Below are 16671 nucleotides of genomic sequence, written 5' to 3'. Positions count from 1 at the left end.
CGCCACCTCGTCGACCTCGGCGGGCGCAACACGCTGCTCTGGTACCGCGACCTGCCGACGGGCACCCTCGACCTCACGACCGCCCATCCCGGCGGCGTGGCGATGCTGCTCGCGGGCAAGCCGACAAAGCTCTCCGACCTCGTGCGCGAGCCCGCCGCCCTCGACGAGGCCCGCCGTCGAGCCCGGGCGATCGCCGCCAAGACGCGCGAACTCGCCCAGGAACGCGGCATCCTCACCGGGTTCCTCGCCATCGGCATGGCGTCCTGGACGGTCCGGCTGCCCGACGGCCGCACCGCCCCCCGCACCCCTGCTGCCCCGGTCCTGCTGCGAGCCTGCACCCTGCGCGCGACCGGCGCAGCCCAGGGCGACTACACCCTCGACCTCGACGGCGACCTCGAACTCAACCCCGTGCTCGTGCACTACCTGGCCTCCGAGCAGGGCATCGCCCTCGACGCCGACGCCATCGAGGCGCTCGCCACCCCCGGCCAGACCTTCGACCCCTACCCCATCTACGCCGCGCTCGCGCAGGCCTGCGCAGACGTGCCCGACTTCGCGGTGACCCCCCGCCTGGTCCTCGGCACGTTCTCCTACGCGAAGCTCCCGATGGTCGCCGACCTCGCCGCCCAGGCCGAGACCCTGGCCGACCACGACGTCGTCGCGGCCCTCGCCGGCGACCCCGACGCCTTGCGCTCGGTGCGCTCCGACCTCGACCCGCACCGCCTCGACGTCGACGGCCCGGCACCGGGGCGCGACGTCCTCGTCCTCGACGCCGACAGCAGCCAGCAGGAGGCCATCGAGGCGGTGCGCACCGGCGCCCACCTCGTCATCCACGGCCCGCCCGGCACCGGCAAGTCGCAGACGATCTCCAACCTCATCGCGACCTTGGCCGCTGACGGCAAGCGGGTGCTGTTCGTCGCCGAGAAGCGTGCGGCCATCGACGCCGTCGTCGGTCGCCTCGACCGGGTCGGCCTCGGCGGGCTCGTCCTCGACCTGCACGCCGGTGCCCAGGGCGGTCGCCGCCTTGCCCGCGACCTCGTGACGGCGCTGGACCAGCGGTCCGCGCCCGTCCGTGCGGCAGGCACCCCGAAGACCACGTCGGATGCCGTGGCCTCCCGGGTCTTCGACCCCACCTCCACGCGGCGCACGACCGCGGCGGCCCTGACCCAGCACGTCGCGGTGCTCCACGACCCGCGTGAGCCGTGGGGGGTGTCGCTGTACGAGGTGCAGGAAGCGGTCTGCGCGTTCGCGAGCACGCCGGTCCCGCCGCGCTCTCGGGTTCGCCTGCGCGGGGGAGAGCTCGCAGCCCTCGACCGCGACGAGCTGGCCTCGGCCGCCGCGACGATGGCCAAACTGGCGTCGATCGCCGACTGGGACGGCCCGGGAGCCGACGACCCCTGGTTCGGGGCCGGCATCCGCACGGCCGACGAGGCCGACGAGGCTCGCACCCGGGTGCAGCGACTCGCGGGCGGCGGGGTCGACGCCACGGCGAGCACCCTCGCCGACGTCTTCCGCGGCATCCGCCTTCCCGAGACGCCGACGAGCCGCGACTGGGGCAGGGTGCTCACGACCGTCGGTCAGGTGCGCGACACCCTCGAGGCGTTCCGCCCCGAGGTCTTCGACATCCCGCTCGACGACCTCGTGACCGCGACCGGCGACAAGGGCTACCGGCGCGCCGTCGGCTCCGACCTCGGCTGGCTCGAGCGGTGGCGGCTGCGGCGGCAGGCCCGTGCCCTCCTGCGCCCCGGCCGCCCCCCGGCGAGCCTGCACGCGGCCCTGGCCGCCGCGAGTGAGCAGCGCATCGCCTGGCGAGAACTGGCTGGCTCCGGCGGTCGGCCCGAGATCCCGGTCGAGCTCGACCGGGCCCGGCTGGCCCACGCCGCCCTCGTCGACGACATCGCCTGGCTGGACGAGCACCTGCCCACCAGTGAGCCCGCGGCGGACGTCCGGCACCTTGGCAGCCCCGACGACCACCCTGCCGGACACAACGGGCTGACCCCGCTCGTCGACCTCGACCTCGCCGCGCTCCAGGCCCGGGCCGACTCGCTGGCCGCACGTCTGGATCGCCTCGCCGTGGCACCCACGGTGAGGGGGGCGCTCGACGAGCTCACGGCATCCGGCATGGGCCCGCTCGTCGACGACCTGCGCACGCGTGCGGTGCCGGCCGAGCACGTCGGTGTCGAGGTCGAGTGGGTGTGGTGGTCCTCGCTCGCCGAGGAGATCGCGACCCGTGACCCGCGGGTTGCGGCACACGACGGGCGGGCGCTGACACGCACCGTCGCCGAGTTCGCCGAGAGCGACCGCGCGGTCGTCGCGGGCAACGCAGAGCGGGTCGTCTCGGCCGTCGGGGACCGCATCGCCCAGGTGCTGCGCGACCACCCCGCGCAGGAGACGCTGCTGCGCGCCGAGGGAGCCCGGGCCCGACGGCTCGCGCCCCTGCGCGACCTCGTGACCCGGTGCCCCGACCTCGTCCTGGCGGTTCGGCCCTGCTGGGTGATGAGCCCGCTCGTCGTCGCGTCGGTGCTGCCGCCGGGGCAGTGGTTCGACGTCGTCGTCTTCGACGAGGCCTCACAGATCCCACCGGCCGAGGCGGTGTCGGCGATCTCGCGGGCTCGCCAGGTCGTCGTCGCCGGGGACTCGCGCCAGCTGCCGCCGACCTCCTTCTTCACGACGGTCAGCGAGAGCGACCCCGGGGCCGTCGGAGCTGACGAGGCCATCACCGAGGGGGCTGAGTCGATCCTCGACGTGCTCGCCGCCGCGCTCCCGAGCCGGCGCCTGACCTGGCACTACCGTTCCCTCGACGAGCGGCTGATCGCGTTCGCCAACGCCGAGGTCTACGAGGAGGCGCTCGTGACCTTCCCGGGCACCGGCATCGACCCCGTGGTCCACCACGAACTGGTCGATGGTGTCGGCATGGTCGCGGAGGGGGAGGGCGCCGTCGAGACGACCATCGCGGAGGTCGACCGTGTCGTCGAGCTCGTCCTCGAGCACGCCCGGACCCGCCCCCAGCGATCGCTCGGTGTCATCGCGCTCGGCATCACCCACGCGACGCGGGTCGAGGATGCCGTGCGTCGTGCGGTCGGTGGGCTCGACGACGACGCGCTCGCGTTCTTCGACGAGGACCGGCCCGAGGCGTTCTTCGTCAAGAACCTCGAGCGCGTACAGGGCGACGAGCGTGACGACGTCATCCTCACGGTCGGCTACGGCAAGACCCCCCACGGCCGGGTGCTGCACCGGTTCGGCCCGCTCAACACCGAGGGCGGGGAGCGCCGCCTCAACGTCGCCATCACCCGGGCGCGCCGGTCGATGACGGTGGTGTCGTCGATCGCCGCCGGGGACCTCGACCCGGCCCGGCTCAAGGCGCGCGGTGCCGTCATGCTGCGTGACTTCCTGGCGTACGCCGCCACGGGATCGCTGCCCGGGGCCACGGCACCGACCTCGGATGCCGGTGCGTCGGGTTCGTCGGCTGACTCACCTGAGCTCTCGGTGGGTTCGGGTGGCTCGCGGTCGGTGGTGCTGGCCGACCTGGCCCGCCAGCTGCGCGGGCACGGACTGGTCGTGCACGAGGGCGTCGGCTCCTCAGCCGACCCGGTCGACCTGGGCGTCGAGGACCCGCACCGGCCCGGCCGCCTCGTGCTGGCCGTGGAGTCGGACGGGCCGCAGTACGCGGCGATGCGCACCACCCGCGACCGCGATCGATTGCGCGCGGAGCAGCTCGAACGGCTCGGGTGGCGGCACCTGCGGGTGTGGTCCACCGATGTCTTCCGTGACCCCGCGCGCGATGTCGCCCGGATCCTCAAGGCCGTGGGGGTGCGCGATGCCTCAGGGGAGTGACGACCCATCAGCCGTGAGTGCGGAAGTGGCTGCCCCAGCGACCACTTCCGCACTCACGGCCGATGGTCGCGCAGCGGGAGGTGCCTGGCAGGTGCCCGGGCAGCCCGAGCGCGAGAAGCTGGCGCAGCCACCGGTCGAGGGCGTGCCCGGAACGGGGAGGCGCAAGAAGCGTCGGCGGGCCGTGCGCAGCGGCACCAACCCGTCGGCGGAGGACCTGCCGGACGTCGTGCCGCCCCGCGAGGAGCCTGCACCGGGCGAGAGTGCCCACGAGCGCTGGCTGCGCGAGCAGCGCCCGCCCCACTGGGAGTGAGGCGGGCGCGACGGGCAGTGTCGTACCTGAGGTGACCTATTGGTCGATCTCGGTACGTTGGGAAGGGTGGCGCTGTCCCTGGGGTGACCTATTGGTCGATGTCGGGACGCGGGCGGTGCTGCCCGCACGAGTCGCGCCACGTGGGTCAGGCGCGGTCGCGCAGGAGGGCGTCGCGGATCTCGGTGAGGAGCACGGTGTCCGCGTTGGGCGCGGCGTCCTCCTCCTCGCTCTTGACGAACTTCTCCTTGGCGAGCTCGTACGGCTTCACGATGAAGAAGTAGACGATGAAGGCCATGATGAGGAAGGCCACGAGCGCGGTGAGGAACGGGCCGACCGTCGACATGCCGAACGGCTTCCACTCGTCGAAACTGGGCGCGCCGCCGGCCTTGGCCAGCAGTTCGATGATGACCTCGGTGAAGGCCTTGACGAGGGTGGCGAAGGCGGCGCCGACGATGAACGCGACGGCGAGCTCGATGAGGTTGCCGCGCAGGATGAAGTCCTTGAAACCCTTCATGGGTTTGCTCCTTGGGTGGGTTGAACGATGACCAGCGAATGTGGGGGGGCTGCACCCCGCGCCGACAAGCGTAGACGGGGTCAAGCGCAGGCGTGGCATCGAACACCACGGCCCGGCACGCGCGTGACATGGAGAGCCCCCGGCTCTCACCCACTCCCGACGACGGTGACGGTGACCGGGCCGTCGAGGGCGCCGTGCCCGCGCAGCACTGCATCGGCCTCGGCGACGGTCAGCGACAGCACGACACCGCGTGGGGCTGACTCACCCGCAAGGAGCACTCCACCCGGTGCCACGAGTGGGTCGACGGCGAGCACCCGCGCACCCACGGCGAGCGGGGCGCCACCAGCCACCGGGTAGACCCGGGCGATGGTGCCCGCCGGCAGCAGGTCGACCGACGCAGGGTCTGCCGCCACCACGTGCAGTGCCACCCGACCCCGGGGAAGACCGTCGACGGCCGCCCGCGGAACCAGCCGGCTCGCCGTCAGCGCCTCGCCCGTGACCAGGCCCGCCGCCACCCGCCGCCCGAGCGCATCCGACAGTGACGTGATCGCCCCGGGCTGGGCCGCGTCACCAGGCACATTCGCCGGGCGCACGTCGCCATCGGCCAGCACGGCACCCGCAGGGACCTCGCGGGCAGCCACGAGCACCATCACCGTCGGGGCAGGTGCAGGCCGAGCCGCGCTCGTCGCGAGCACGACGGCGCAGGCCGCCAAACCGGCGGCCACCACGCGCCGCGCCACCCACCGTCGCCACTGGGCACGCCGACCGGTGCCGGTGACGGAGGGAAAGGGGCGAGGGACGGGGGTCATGCCCCGACGCTAGGCGCGCCGGGACGGCATCCGAGATCTCAGGCCGAGGCTGTGGACGACGAGGTCTTCGTCGCCGTGCCTGTGGACGACGACCCCGCTGAGGACGCGGTCTTGCTCTCCGACGAGCCGCCACCCGAGCTCGACGACGACGAACTGCCCGAGTCGCCCGACGACGTGCTCGACGACCCGCTCGAGGACGACCCGGCCGTCACCGACGACCCCGAGCGGGAGTCGGTGCGATAGAATCCGCCGCCCTTGAACACGATGCCGACCGCGTTGAAGACCTTGCGCAGGCGGCCCTCGCACTCGGGGCACACGGTGAGCGAGTCGTCACTGAACGACTGCACCGCCTCGAAACGGTGGTCGCACTCGGTGCACGCGTAGGCGTACGTGGGCACGGTGGTCCTCCTGAACTCCGGCGACGGGGTGGGGTCGAGCGGAAAGAAACACGGCCCGGCCGGTGCGGCGAGCCAACACCCAAGGATAAAGGACGTCTGGCCGGCCCCCGAACCGGCCACCAGCCGGGCACGAGCAGCTACCAGCCGGCCAGGCGCCCGCCGCGGCTCACTGCCTGAAGGCGCTTCTCCGTGTCGTCTCGCACCGCCTGCGGGGTGACGACGAGCAACTGGTCGCCGTGCCGCAGCACGTCACTGTCCTTGGGCACGAACGACGCACCGTCGCGGACCACCAACGACACGTTTGCTCCCACGGGCAGGCGCAGCTCGAACACCCGCACCCCGGCGATCCTCGAACCGGGACCGACGTCGATCTCGAGCAGGTCGGCACCGAGCTCCTCCAGCGGGGTGGCGTCGACGGCCAGGTCGACCTGGTGGTGCCCCTCACCCAGACCCAGTCGCCTGGCCACCCACGGCAGCGTCGGCGCCTGGATGATCGTGAAGACGACGACGAGCACGAAGACGAGGTCGAAGATCCACTCGACACCAACGGCCCCCACCGTGACGGGAACCGTGGCCAGCACGACCGGCACCGCCCCACGGAGCCCGGCCCACGACAAGAAGGCCTGGGTCCGCCACGACATGCCGAACGGGGCGCACGACGCGATGACCGACAACGGGCGCCCGAGCAGGAGCAGCGCGGTGCCCACGACCAACGCCGGCACGAGCACGTCGTCGAACCCGCTCGGCGAGGCGAGCAGCCCGAGCAGCACGAAGAGCCCGATCTGCGCCAACCACCCGATCGCCGTCGCGAACCCCGTCACCGCCGGACGGTGGGGCAGGCGCAGGTTGCCGAGCACGAGCGCGGCGAGGTAGCACGCGATGAACCCGGAGGCGTGCACCACGTCGGCCGCGGCGTAGGCCAGCACCGCCACCGCGATGACCCCGATGGCGAACAGCGCCGACGACGTCGTCGCGACCACCCGCAACAGGCGCGCGCCGCCGTAACCGATCGCGAGCCCGATCAGGCTCCCCCCGGCGAGCTCGAGCACGGCGATCACCCCGACCTGCCACCACGGTTCGGGTGTCGCGCCAGGGGCCAGCGACGCCGCGAGCGCGGTGACGATCAGCACCACCGGCGCGTCGTTGAACCCCGACTCCGCCTCGAGCATCCCCGAGATCTGGCGGGGGAGCGGTACCCGGCGCAGCACCGAGAACACCGCCGCGGCATCCGTCGACGCCAGGACGGCGGCCACGAGGAACGCGATCTCCCAGGACCACCCGAGCAGGAGCTTGGCCGCGACCCCGACGACGACGATGGAGACCCCGACCCCGACCGTCGCGAGCACCGCCGCCGGCGCCACGGAGCGGCGGATGCCGGACCACCGGGTCGTCAGCCCACCCTCGACGAGGATGAGGACGAGCGCCGCGTAGCCGAGCACCTGGGTCAGCTGTTGCGAGTCGTAGTTGATGCCGAAGCCGCCCTCGCCCAGCAGCACCCCGATACCGAGGTAGATGAGCAGCGACGGCAGCCCCGAGCGCACCGACAAGCGCACGGCCGCGACCGAGACGACGAGCACGATGCTGCCGAGGAGCAGCACCAGGGTGAGGTCGTGCAGGTCGAACCCGGTGGTGGCACCCCCGTCCGCAAACGGCGTCGTCCAGGTCTGTCGCACGGCCCGTCCTCGTGTCGTCGTGTCGCGGTGTCCTAGTCTCGCAGGGTGAGTCGAGTCGTCGTCGTCCGTCGTGTCCTTTTGGGACTCATCGCCGTGCTGGTCGTCGCGGCCCTCGTCGCCGGGGTCGTCGTCACCACCACGGTGCGCGCGTCGCTGCCGAAGACCACCGGAACCGCCGACCTGCCCGGGCTGGGAGCCGACGTCTCCGTGCTGCGCGACGACAGCGGCATCCCGCACCTCTACGGCGACAGCATCACCGACCTCGCGCGTGCCCAAGGGTACGTCCACGCGCAGGAGCGCTTCTTCGAGATGGACCTGCGTCGCCACGTCACCGCCGGGCGCCTGGCCGAGCTCGTCGGCGCCGACGGCCTCGAGTCCGACAAGGTCATTCGCACGATGGGATGGCGCCGGATCGCCGAGGAGGAACTGCCCACCCTCAAGCCCCAGACCCGTCAGGTGCTGCAGGCCTACGCCGAGGGGGTCAACACCTACCTGCGCGGCCGCAGCCCCGGCGACGTCGCGGTCGAGTACACCCTGCTCGGCCTGCGCCTGCCCGACGTGACCATCGAGGAGTGGACGCCCGTCGACAGCCTCTCGTGGCTGAAGGCGATGGCCTGGGACCTGCGCGGCAACTACGAGGACGAACTGGCGCGGGCGCGTCTCAGCGGGCGCCTGTCCCCGGCGCAGATCGCCCAGATCTACCCGCCCTACGACTCCGCGACCCGCCCCCCGATCCTGTCGGACCAGGAGTGGTCCCCGACCGACGCGGGACGCCCGGTGAGCTCGTCGGTGCCGTCCGCACTCACCGAGGCCACGGCATCCGCACCAACGACCTCGGATGCCGTGGCGTCGCCCCGCGCGGCCGCGGCGCCTGCCGCTGCGGCGGCGTCGGCGGACGACCCGGTCGTGTCCGCTTCCGCCCAGCAGGCCTACGCCGTCGTCCAGGATGCGCTGGACGCGGTTCCGCAGCTGCTCGGCCGCGGCGAGGGCATCGGGTCGAACTCGTGGGTGGTGGCCGGTTCCCGCACGAGCACCGGCAAGCCGCTGCTCGCCAACGACCCGCACCTGGCGCTGGGCCAGCCCGGCGTCTGGATCCAGAACAGCCTGCGCTGCCGCACGGTGTCGAGCACCTGCCCGCTGGACGTCAGCGGCTTCTCGTTCGCCGGTGTGCCCGGCGTCATCATCGGCCACAACGCCGACATCGCCTGGGGGATGACCAACCTCAAGCCGGACGTCACCGACTTCTACCTCGAGCGGGTCGTCGGCGACACCTACCTGCGCGACGGGGACTGGGCGCCCATCACCTATCGCGAGGAGGTCATCAAGATCAGGGGTGGTGCCGACCAGCGGATCACCGTGCGCAGCACCGTGCACGGACCGGTCATGTCCGACGTCGTCGAGGGGGTCAACGACGCCGGCGGGCGGGCCCCGACCCAGCAGGAGGGTGATGAGAACGAGACGTATGCCGTGTCGCTCGCCTGGACGGGGCTGATCCCGAGCCGCACCGCTGACGCGATCCTCGACCTCGGCCTGGCGACGAACTTCCAGGAGTTCCGCGAGGCGGCTCGCTCATTCGCGGTGCCCTCGCAGAACCTCGTCTACGCCGACACCGAGGGCAACATCGGCTACCAGGCGCCCGGGCAGGTGCCGACCCGGCGCTCCGCCATCCCTCGTGCGGCGCCGGGTTTCTGGCCCGCCCCAGGCTGGGATCCCGAGTACGACTGGACGGGGTACGTGGCGTTCGAGGACATGCCGTGGGCGCTGAACCCCGCTGACGGGGTGATCGTCGCCGCCAACCAGGCCGTCGTCGCGGGGGAGACCCCGTTCCTCACGACCGACTGGGACCGGGGCTGGCGCTCCACGCGGATCGCCGAGCGGCTCTCGGGGCTGAACTCGATCTCCCCGGTGGAGATGGCGGCGGTCCAGCTCGACGACCAGGACCCGTTCGCGAAGGTGCTCGTCCCGGCGCTGCTGGGGGTCACCCTCGAGGCGTCCGAGGGCGACCAGATCAGCCAGGAGCTGCTCGACTTCACCCGCGAAGCGCGCGAGCTGCTGCGCGGGTGGGACTACACGACGCCCGCGGGGGACTCGGACTCCGCCGCCTCGGCCGCCTACTACAACGCGGTGTGGCGCAACCTCGTGAAGCTGCTCTTCGACGACGAGCTTCCGGTGGGCCTGAAGTCCGACGGCGGCGCACGCTGGCGAGCAGCGGTCACCGACCTGCTCGATGACCCCGACAGTGCCTGGTGGGACAACAAGCTCACTCCGAACATCACCGAGAGCCGCGACGAGATCCTGCGTCAGTCCCTCGTCCAGGCCCGCCTCGAGCTGACCCGTGAGCTCGGCAAGGACCCGGGGCAGTGGCAGTGGGGCAAGCTGCACCGTCTGACCCTGGAGCACCCGGTGCTCGGCGGCGAGTCGATGCCGGGGGCCGTGCGCTGGCTGGTCAACGAGGGGCCGTTCGACGTGCCCGGCGGGTCGGCCATCGTCAACGCGAACGGGTGGAACGCGAGCCTCGGGTACGAGGTGACGGCCGGCCCGTCCATGCGGATGGTCGTCGACCTCGGCAACCTCGACGGGTCGACGTGGATCAACTCCACCGGGGTGAGCGGCCACCCGGCTGACGCCCGATACTCCGATCAGGTCGAGGACTGGGTCTCGGGCAAGCAGCGGCCGTGGCCGTTCTCCGAGGATGCCGTGCGCGCCCAGGACCCGGACGTGCTCACCCTGCGCCCCGAGGGCTCGACCACGGGCTGAGCCCGAGGTCGACCAGGCCCTCGGCGGTCAGGACGGCGTCGACGCCGCGGTCGTGGGGCTCGCGCGGTAGTGGTGCGTCGTCGACGGCGACGAGTTCGCCCGGGTGGAGCAGCACGACGGTCGGTGGGCGCGGGTCGCACCGGGTGAGGGCCCGGTCGTAGCACCCGCCGCCCTGGCCCATGCGCGTGCCCGAGTGGTCGACGGACAGGCCGGGCGCGAGGATCAGGTCGACGGCGGCGACCGACTCGCGCCCCAGCGGCTGCTCGCCGGGGTCGGCAGCGTCGTGCCAGTCGAGGTCGAGGTCGGGCAGGGTGATGGGCAGCAGGACCCGGATGCCGCGCTCCGCCAGCATCGCGTTGAGCCTCGCCGTGGGGGGCTCGCCGGGGATCGACGCGTACGACGTGACGACCGAGCCCGGGCCCAACCCCAGGGTGTCCACGAGAGCGCCCACGTGCCCGGCGAGGTCGTGGTCGTCGCGGGCGGTGTCGCGGGCGGCCGCGAGGTCGCGACGGCGCGCACGCAGGCTCGCCCGCCGTGCGGTCTTGACCGGATCACGTGCCATGGCAGGCATCGTAGGCTGAAGGGCATGACGACGCAGGGGTTGGAGGCCGCCACGGAGAAGATGCGTTCGGCCGGGGTTCCCGGGGTGGCGATCGACGTCTTCAGCCGGTTCCACGAGCTGTTGCGCTCGCAGGTGACCGGACTGATCCCCGAGGACACCATCAGCCCGCTGGAGCAGGTCACCCGTCTCGACGACGTCGTCGCGGGATCTGCCGGTGCGATCCGGGAGGGGCTGGCGCGCACGGTGATCATCAAGCTCAACGGTGGCCTCGGCACGGGCATGGGGATCCGTGGGCCCAAGTCGGCCCTGCCGGTGCGTGATGGCCTGACCTTCCTCGACATCATCGCCCGCCAGGTCCTGGCGCTGCGTCGACGCCACGGCGTCGACACCCCGCTGCTGCTGATGAACTCCTTCCGCACGCGCGAGCAGTCCCTGGAGATCCTCGAGCGCTACGACGACCTGCCCGTCGACGAGCTCCCGCTGGACTTCCTCCAGAGCATGGAGCCCAAGCTGCGCGCCGACGACCTCTCCCCGGTGGAGTGGCCGGACGATCCCGAGCTCGAGTGGTGCCCTCCCGGTCACGGCGACCTCTACGTGGCGCTCTACACGTCGGGCCTGCTCGACAGCCTGCGCCAGCGCGGCTACCGCTACGCCTTCCTGTCCAACGCCGACAACCTCGGCGCCACGTGCGAGGGTGCGGTTCCCGCGTGGATGGCGGCGAACGGCATCCCCTACGTCACCGAGGTCTGCCCGCGAACGCACAACGATCGCAAGGGTGGGCACCTCGCCGTCAGGCGCAGCGACGGACGACTCGTGCTGCGCGACAGCGCCGCGGTCGCGCCCGGCGAGGACCACTACTTCCAGGACACCGAGCGTCACCACTGGTTCCACGCGAACAACCTCTGGATCGACCTCGACGTCCTCGCGCGGCACCTCGGTGAGCGCGGCGGCATCCTCGGTCTGCCGATCATCGTCAACCGCAAGACCGTCGACCCGACCCGGCCGCAGAGCACCCCGGTCATCCAGATCGAGTCGTCGATGGGGGCGGCGGTCGAGCTCTTCGAGGGGTCGCGGGCGCTGGCCGTCGACCGCAGCCGGTTCCGCCCGGTCAAGACGACGAACGAGCTGCTGCTCATCCGCTCGGACCTGTACCGGCTCACCCCCGAGTGCGAGGTCGAGTCGACGATCACCCACCCGGAGCCGTTCATCGACCTCGGGCCGGCCTACCGGCACGTCGAGGGTTTCGAGCAGCGGTTCCCGCGCGGCGTCCCGTCGATCCGTGACTGCACGAGCCTGCGCGTGGAGGCCGACGCGACGTTCGGCGCCGACGTCGTGTGCACCGGTGACGTGCGGGTGACCGGGGGCGTGCGAGCGATCCCCGACGGGGCGCACCTCGAGGGGGACGTGTGATGCGCACGCTCGAGGAGCACCGGGCCGCCGTGCTCGCCCTGGTCTCGCCGCTACCCGCCACCCGGGTGCCCGTGGCGGCTGCGCTGGGGTTGGTGCTGGCCCAGGACGTCACGGCCCTGGTCGACCTGCCCGGGTTCGACAACTCGGCGATGGACGGCTACGCCGTGCGGGCCAGTGAGCTCGCCGGTGCGAGCAGCGAGAACCCGGTCGTCCTGCCCGTCAGCGGAGACATCGCCGCCGGCGACACGACCCGCCACGTCCTCGCGGCCGGCCACACGATGCGGATCATGACCGGTGCGCCGCTGCCCGAGGGCTGTGACGCCGTGGTGCCGGTCGAGCTCACCGACGGTGGGTCGGGGCAGGTCGCGCTGTTCCTCGAGCCGGATGCCGGGCGCCACGTCCGCCGCCGCGGTGAGGACATCACCGCCGGCTCGGTGGTGCTCCGCGCCGGCACCCGGCTCACCCCGGGGCACCTCGCGATCGCCGCGGCGGCCAACGTCGCGGAACTGCCCGTCCACCCGAGGCCGCGGGTCACCGTCGTGTCCACCGGCGACGAGCTCGTAGCCCCCGGATCCACCCTCGCGCACGGGCAGATCGTCGACTCCAACCACGTCATGCTCCGGGCCCTGGTCGAGGCGGCCGGGGCCGAGGTCGCGGCCGGGGTCCACCTGCGCGACGAGGTGGAGGCCGTGCGCGCCCTCGTCGACGCCCCTCCCGGCTCGCCCGACCTCGTCATCACGAGCGGCGGGGTGTCGATGGGCGTGTACGACACGGTCAAGGAGGTGCTGTCCGCCGACGGTGGCGTCGAGTTCGTCAAGGTCGCGATGCGCCCGGGGATGCCGCAGGGCAGCGGGCTGCTCGGTGCGCACCGCACCCCGGTCATCACCCTGCCCGGCAACCCGGTCAGCTCCTTCGCCTCCTTCCACGTGTTCGTCCTGCCGGTACTGCGCCGCCTCGCCGGGCTCGACCCCGACGACGACGGCTCCTTCGAGGCCGAGGCCTCCGTCGGGTGGCCGACGGTCGCCGGCAAGGTCGAGCTCACGCGCGTGACGGAGCGGGCCGGGCGGATCTCGCCGTCGGGCGGGCAGGGGTCGCACGTGCTCGGTGCCCTCGCCGCGGCGACGGCGCTCGCCGTGGTGCCGGCCGACGTCGAGCACGTGGCTGCGGGGAGTGTCGTGCGGTGCCTGCCGCTGCTGGGGCAGGATCGCCCGCGTGACTGACTCCACCAGCAAGGCCCGCACCACGTCGGGGCTCACCCACGTCCGGGCCGACGGCACGGCCCACATGGTCGACATCTCCGCCAAGGAGGTCACCGCCCGGCGCGCCGCGGCATCCGGCATGGTCCTGCTGTCGGCAGCGGCCGTCGCGGCGCTGCGCGGTGGCGCGGTCCCCAAGGGGGACGCGCTCGGCGTGGCCCGGGTCGCGGGCATCCAGGCCGTCAAGCGCACCCCCGACCTCATCCCGCTCGCGCACCCCGTCGTGGTGCACGCCGTCGAGGTCGACCTCGACGTCGTCGACGAGGGGGTGCGGATCAGCGCCGTCGTCCGCACCGCCGACCGCACGGGTATCGAGATGGAGGCCCTGACCGCGGTCAGCGTCGCGGCGCTCGCGCTCGTCGACATGGTCAAGGCGGTCGACAAGCACGCCCGCATCACCGACATCCGGGTCACGGCGAAGTCCGGCGGACGGTCCGGCGACTGGAAGGAGCCCGACGTCCTGGATGCCGTCACGACCGGTTCGAGGTCGGCGCGCCACGGGCCGCGCCCGCCGACCCCGTCGCTCGCCGGGGCGCGCGCGGTGGTCATCACGTGTTCGACCCGCGCCGCCGCCGGGGTCTACCCCGACCGCGGTGGTGCCGTGCTCGTCGAGACCCTGCGCGCGTGGGGTGCCGAGGTGCCCGACGCGCTCGTCGTGCCCGACGGCCCGTCGGTGGGGCGCGCGCTGGCCTCGGCCCTCGCCACCTCGCCCGACCTGCTCGTCACCACCGGCGGCACCGGGTTGACCCCCACCGACGGCACCCCCGAGGCGACGCGGCCCCTGCTCGACTACGAGGTCCCGGGGCTGGCCGAGGCGATCCGGGCCCGGGGGGTGGCCAAGGGGGTGCCGACTGCGGTGCTCTCACGGGGTCTGACGGGTGTCGCCGGGCACACGCTCGTCATCAACCTGCCCGGCTCCAGCGGCGGGGTCCGCGACGCCCTGGGTGTGCTCGCGGAGGTGCTGCCGCACACGCTGAGCCAGGTGCGCGGCGGCGACCACTGATGTGGGATGCCGTTCGCCGGGGGGCTGCTCGGCTCGCCGGTGCGGGGTCCGGGTCCGCCGGCGGCGCCGGTGGTGAAGGGTCGGCGCAGCGTCGGGACGGTGACTCCGGCGCCGGCATCGAGTGGCCGTTGCGGCTGACCGGGCGCACGCCGCTCGGCACCGACATCGTGCTGCGGCCGCTGACCGTCGCGGACGAAGCGGTGTTCCACTCGGTGCGCCGGGCCAACGCCGCCTGGCTCGGGCCCTGGGATGCCACCTCGCCGGACCCGGCGGCGCCCCTGCGCGGGTTCGCCGAGCTGGTGGCGCACTACGACGCGGAGGCCCGCGCCGGCAGGTCGATGCCGCTCGTCGTCGAGGCGGAAGGTCGCCTGGTCGGGCAGTTGTCGATCGGCGGCATCATGCTCGGGTCGTTCCGCTCCTGCCTCGTCGGGTACTGGGTGAGCCGCTCGGTCGCCGGGCGGATGGTCATCCCCACGGCGCTCGCGGTCGCCGGCGACCACGCGATCGACGCGCTGGGGCTGCATCGGATCGAGGTCAACATCCGCCCCGATAACACCGCGAGCCTGGCCGTCGTGCGCAAGCTGGGCTTTCGGGACGAGGGGCTGCGGCTGAACTACCTGCACATCGACGGGGCATGGCGAGACCACCGTTCGTTCGCGCTGACGACCGAGGACCTCGACGGTGAGACGCTCAGGGACCGGCTCACCCGGCTGACCTCCGAGGCCTGATCCCAGAAGTCACAGCAGTCACTTGTGCGACACACCGACAGGGGTCCGGCGTCGAGTGGGGGAGCACGCCTACCGTTCTAGTCGTGCAGTCCCCGTCGAGCCTGATCTTCGTCCTCCTCCTCGGGGTGTGGGCTGCCTATTTCGTGAACTACCTGGTCCGCCGCCGCGACCACCTGTCGACCGCCCGCTCGGTCGACCAGTTCAGTTCGGCCATGCGGGTGCTCGACCGGCGTGACTCCGCTGCGCCCTCGACCCCGGTCGCGGCCGAGCCGGCCGGACCTCGCGCATACGCCGTGCACCCCGCCCGCTCTGCCCGCTCCGCCGGTTCGCCCGTCGTCACCGAGCGGGTGGCTCCCGGGGTGACGTCCCGGCCGGTGCGCTCGGTGCGCCCGCAGATCAGCCCGAGCCGCCGCGTCCGTGGCATCACCCTGCTGGCCGTGGCCGCAGCCTTGCTCATCAGCCTGCCGCTCGCCCTGTTCTCGGTCCTCGCCGCGTGGGCCCCGCTCGTCCCGCTCGCCGCCCTCGGGGCGTCCTTGGCGTGGGTGCGCTCCGGTGTCCGTGCGCAGGCGTCGCTGACCCGGGCCCACCGCCGTCGCCAGGCCGAGCTCGCCCGACTGCGCACCACCGCGCCGGTCACCGTCCCGGCAGCCCGCCGCGGCGCAACCGCCACCCGCCCGGCACCGACAGCCACCACGGCGACCGCAGCCGACGTCGCGACCGGTGCCACGGCATCCGCGCCCGTCGAGCCCGCAGTGCCAGCCGTCGTCGCGTCGGTCGAGGCCCCGGCCGTCGAGCCGGCCGCCGTCGTGGCCCCTGTCGCCGCCGCCCCGCTGGCCACTCAGCCTGCCGCCGAGGTCATGGTGCCGATCCTCGACGAGGACGACATGCCGCTGACCTGGGACCCCGTGCCGGTGCCGCGCCCCACCTACACGATGAAGGCCATGGCGCCGCGGGCCGAGGTCGAGCCGGCCGAGGTCACCCCGACCCCCGCTCCCGTCGAGCGCCAGTCGGAGTCCGAGAGCCCGGTCTACGACGGCCGCCGCGCAGCCGGCGCCTGACCGACTCGTCGGGTAGGGGCTGGGAGTCCCTGACGGACCGGCTCGTCGGGTAGGGGCTGGGAGCTACTCGCCCTGCCCGGGGGAGTCGGTCGCGTCGACGGCCTCCTCGGCACGCTCCGCCTCTCCGCTGGTGAGCACGTGGGCCTCGTCGGCCGCAGCGGCACCGACGTGCTCGGACTCGCCGTCGGCTTCGTCGAGCAGGTGGTGGCCCACGGCGTTGAGGACGGCGACGGCAGGCACGGCGATGAGGCCACCGACGATGCCGGCGAGCACGATGCCAGCGGCGATGGCGAGCAGGACCGCGAGGGGGTGCAGGCGCATCACCCGACCGACGAGGAAGGGCTGCAGCACGTGGCTCTCGA

14 protein-coding genes and 1 pseudogene are annotated in these 16671 nt (G+C 73.1%); 9 read left to right on the top strand and 6 right to left on the bottom strand.

Annotated elements, in window-relative coordinates; translation table 11 throughout:
- Together PLL68_RS07340 and PLL68_RS07335 are read left to right on the top strand one after the other, a co-directional pair.
- On the top strand, nucleotides 1-3831 hold a 3831-nt coding region (locus PLL68_RS07340; RefSeq protein WP_324533069.1), incomplete at its 5' end, for a PDDEXK-like endonuclease domain-containing protein.
- A gap of 91 nt (nucleotides 3832-3922) precedes the next feature.
- Nucleotides 3923-4141 (top strand): hypothetical protein, encoded by a 219-nt coding sequence (locus tag PLL68_RS07335; protein ID WP_324533067.1) that lies wholly within the window; start codon nucleotides 3923-3925, stop codon nucleotides 4139-4141.
- A 145-nt stretch (nucleotides 4142-4286) separates the two neighbouring features.
- On the opposite strand, the gene PLL68_RS07330 is transcribed toward PLL68_RS07335, so the two are convergent.
- Both PLL68_RS07330 and PLL68_RS07325 read right to left on the bottom strand, forming a co-directional pair.
- Nucleotides 4287-4655: an MscL family protein gene (locus tag PLL68_RS07330; protein ID WP_324533065.1), complete on the bottom strand. Its 369-nt coding sequence runs from the start codon at nucleotides 4653-4655 to the stop codon at nucleotides 4287-4289.
- A 146-nt stretch (nucleotides 4656-4801) separates the two neighbouring features.
- A complete protein-coding gene (locus PLL68_RS07325) occupies nucleotides 4802-5464 on the bottom strand; it encodes an SAF domain-containing protein (RefSeq protein WP_324533063.1) in 663 nt (220 codons plus the stop codon).
- Nucleotides 5465-5515: 51 nt separating this feature from the next.
- Between PLL68_RS07325 and PLL68_RS07320 the strand changes: the two genes are divergently transcribed.
- The gene (locus PLL68_RS07320) at nucleotides 5516-5707 is read left to right on the top strand and encodes a hypothetical protein (protein ID WP_324533073.1); all 192 of its coding nucleotides are present in this window, start codon (nucleotides 5516-5518) and stop codon (nucleotides 5705-5707) included.
- Between the two features lie 14 nt (nucleotides 5708-5721).
- Here the strand turns inward: PLL68_RS07320 and PLL68_RS07315 are convergent.
- Together PLL68_RS07315 and PLL68_RS07310 are read right to left on the bottom strand one after the other, a co-directional pair.
- Nucleotides 5722-5862, bottom strand: a pseudogene (locus tag PLL68_RS07315) (FmdB family zinc ribbon protein); the annotation flags it as partial.
- Between the two features lie 137 nt (nucleotides 5863-5999).
- A complete protein-coding gene (locus PLL68_RS07310) occupies nucleotides 6000-7535 on the bottom strand; it encodes a potassium/proton antiporter (RefSeq protein WP_324533061.1) in 1536 nt (511 codons plus the stop codon).
- A 45-nt stretch (nucleotides 7536-7580) separates the two neighbouring features.
- On the opposite strand from PLL68_RS07310, the gene PLL68_RS07305 reads away from it, so the two are divergent.
- Nucleotides 7581-10292 (top strand): penicillin acylase family protein, encoded by a 2712-nt coding sequence (locus PLL68_RS07305; RefSeq protein WP_324533059.1) that lies wholly within the window; start codon nucleotides 7581-7583, stop codon nucleotides 10290-10292.
- Here PLL68_RS07305 and PLL68_RS07300 read toward each other — a convergent pair.
- On the bottom strand, nucleotides 10258-10854 hold the full coding sequence (locus tag PLL68_RS07300; RefSeq protein WP_324533057.1) for a 5-formyltetrahydrofolate cyclo-ligase: 597 nt from the start codon (nucleotides 10852-10854) through the stop codon (nucleotides 10258-10260). The genes PLL68_RS07305 and PLL68_RS07300 overlap by 35 nt on opposite strands.
- A 24-nt stretch (nucleotides 10855-10878) precedes the next feature.
- Here PLL68_RS07300 and PLL68_RS07295 point away from each other — a divergent pair, with 24 nt between their 5' ends.
- The 5 genes from PLL68_RS07295 to PLL68_RS07275 all read left to right on the top strand — a co-directional run bounded on the left by PLL68_RS07295 (nucleotide 10879) and on the right by PLL68_RS07275 (nucleotide 16309).
- On the top strand, nucleotides 10879-12264 hold the full coding sequence (locus tag PLL68_RS07295) for a UTP--glucose-1-phosphate uridylyltransferase (RefSeq protein ID WP_324533055.1): 1386 nt from the start codon (nucleotides 10879-10881) through the stop codon (nucleotides 12262-12264).
- On the top strand, nucleotides 12264-13484 hold the full coding sequence (locus tag PLL68_RS07290) for a molybdopterin molybdotransferase MoeA (RefSeq protein ID WP_324533053.1): 1221 nt from the start codon (nucleotides 12264-12266) through the stop codon (nucleotides 13482-13484). The genes PLL68_RS07295 and PLL68_RS07290 overlap by 1 nt, the downstream gene beginning before the upstream one ends.
- A complete protein-coding gene (gene moaCB, locus PLL68_RS07285; RefSeq protein ID WP_324533051.1) occupies nucleotides 13477-14523 on the top strand; it encodes a bifunctional molybdenum cofactor biosynthesis protein MoaC/MoaB in 1047 nt (348 codons plus the stop codon). Before PLL68_RS07290 ends, moaCB begins: the two co-directional genes overlap by 8 nt.
- Nucleotides 14523-15251, top strand: coding sequence for a GNAT family N-acetyltransferase (locus PLL68_RS07280; RefSeq protein ID WP_324533049.1), 729 nt, complete (start codon nucleotides 14523-14525; stop codon nucleotides 15249-15251). The genes moaCB and PLL68_RS07280 overlap by 1 nt, the downstream gene beginning before the upstream one ends.
- A gap of 83 nt (nucleotides 15252-15334) precedes the next feature.
- Nucleotides 15335-16309 carry a SepX/GlpR family protein gene (locus PLL68_RS07275; protein ID WP_324533047.1) on the top strand — a complete coding sequence of 325 codons (975 nt, stop codon included), beginning with the start codon at nucleotides 15335-15337 and terminating at the stop codon, nucleotides 16307-16309.
- A gap of 63 nt (nucleotides 16310-16372) precedes the next feature.
- Here the strand turns inward: PLL68_RS07275 and PLL68_RS07270 are convergent.
- Nucleotides 16373-16671, bottom strand: a 299-nt coding sequence (locus PLL68_RS07270) for an AI-2E family transporter (RefSeq protein WP_324533045.1), incomplete at its 5' end; no start/stop codon positions are given.

Origin of the sequence: Ornithinibacter sp. (assembly GCF_035443565.1) — a bacterium.
GTDB lineage: Bacteria > Actinomycetota > Actinomycetes > Actinomycetales > Dermatophilaceae > Fodinibacter.
This window is presented reverse-complemented; position numbering and strand designations above follow the sequence as displayed.

What these genes read in the sequence shown, in the direction of transcription:
- PLL68_RS07290 (WP_324533053.1), top strand. Translation starts at nt 12,264, where the DNA reads ATGCGCACGCTCGAGGAGCACCGGGCCGCCGTGCTCGCCCTGGTCTCG.
- PLL68_RS07330 (WP_324533065.1), bottom strand. Translation starts at nt 4,655, where the DNA reads ATGAAGGGTTTCAAGGACTTCATCCTGCGCGGCAACCTCATCGAGCTC.
- PLL68_RS07295 (WP_324533055.1), top strand. Translation starts at nt 10,879, where the DNA reads ATGACGACGCAGGGGTTGGAGGCCGCCACGGAGAAGATGCGTTCGGCC.
- PLL68_RS07280 (WP_324533049.1), top strand. Translation starts at nt 14,523, where the DNA reads ATGTGGGATGCCGTTCGCCGGGGGGCTGCTCGGCTCGCCGGTGCGGGG.
- PLL68_RS07325 (WP_324533063.1), bottom strand. Translation starts at nt 5,464, where the DNA reads ATGACCCCCGTCCCTCGCCCCTTTCCCTCCGTCACCGGCACCGGTCGG.
- PLL68_RS07300 (WP_324533057.1), bottom strand. Translation starts at nt 10,854, where the DNA reads ATGGCACGTGATCCGGTCAAGACCGCACGGCGGGCGAGCCTGCGTGCG.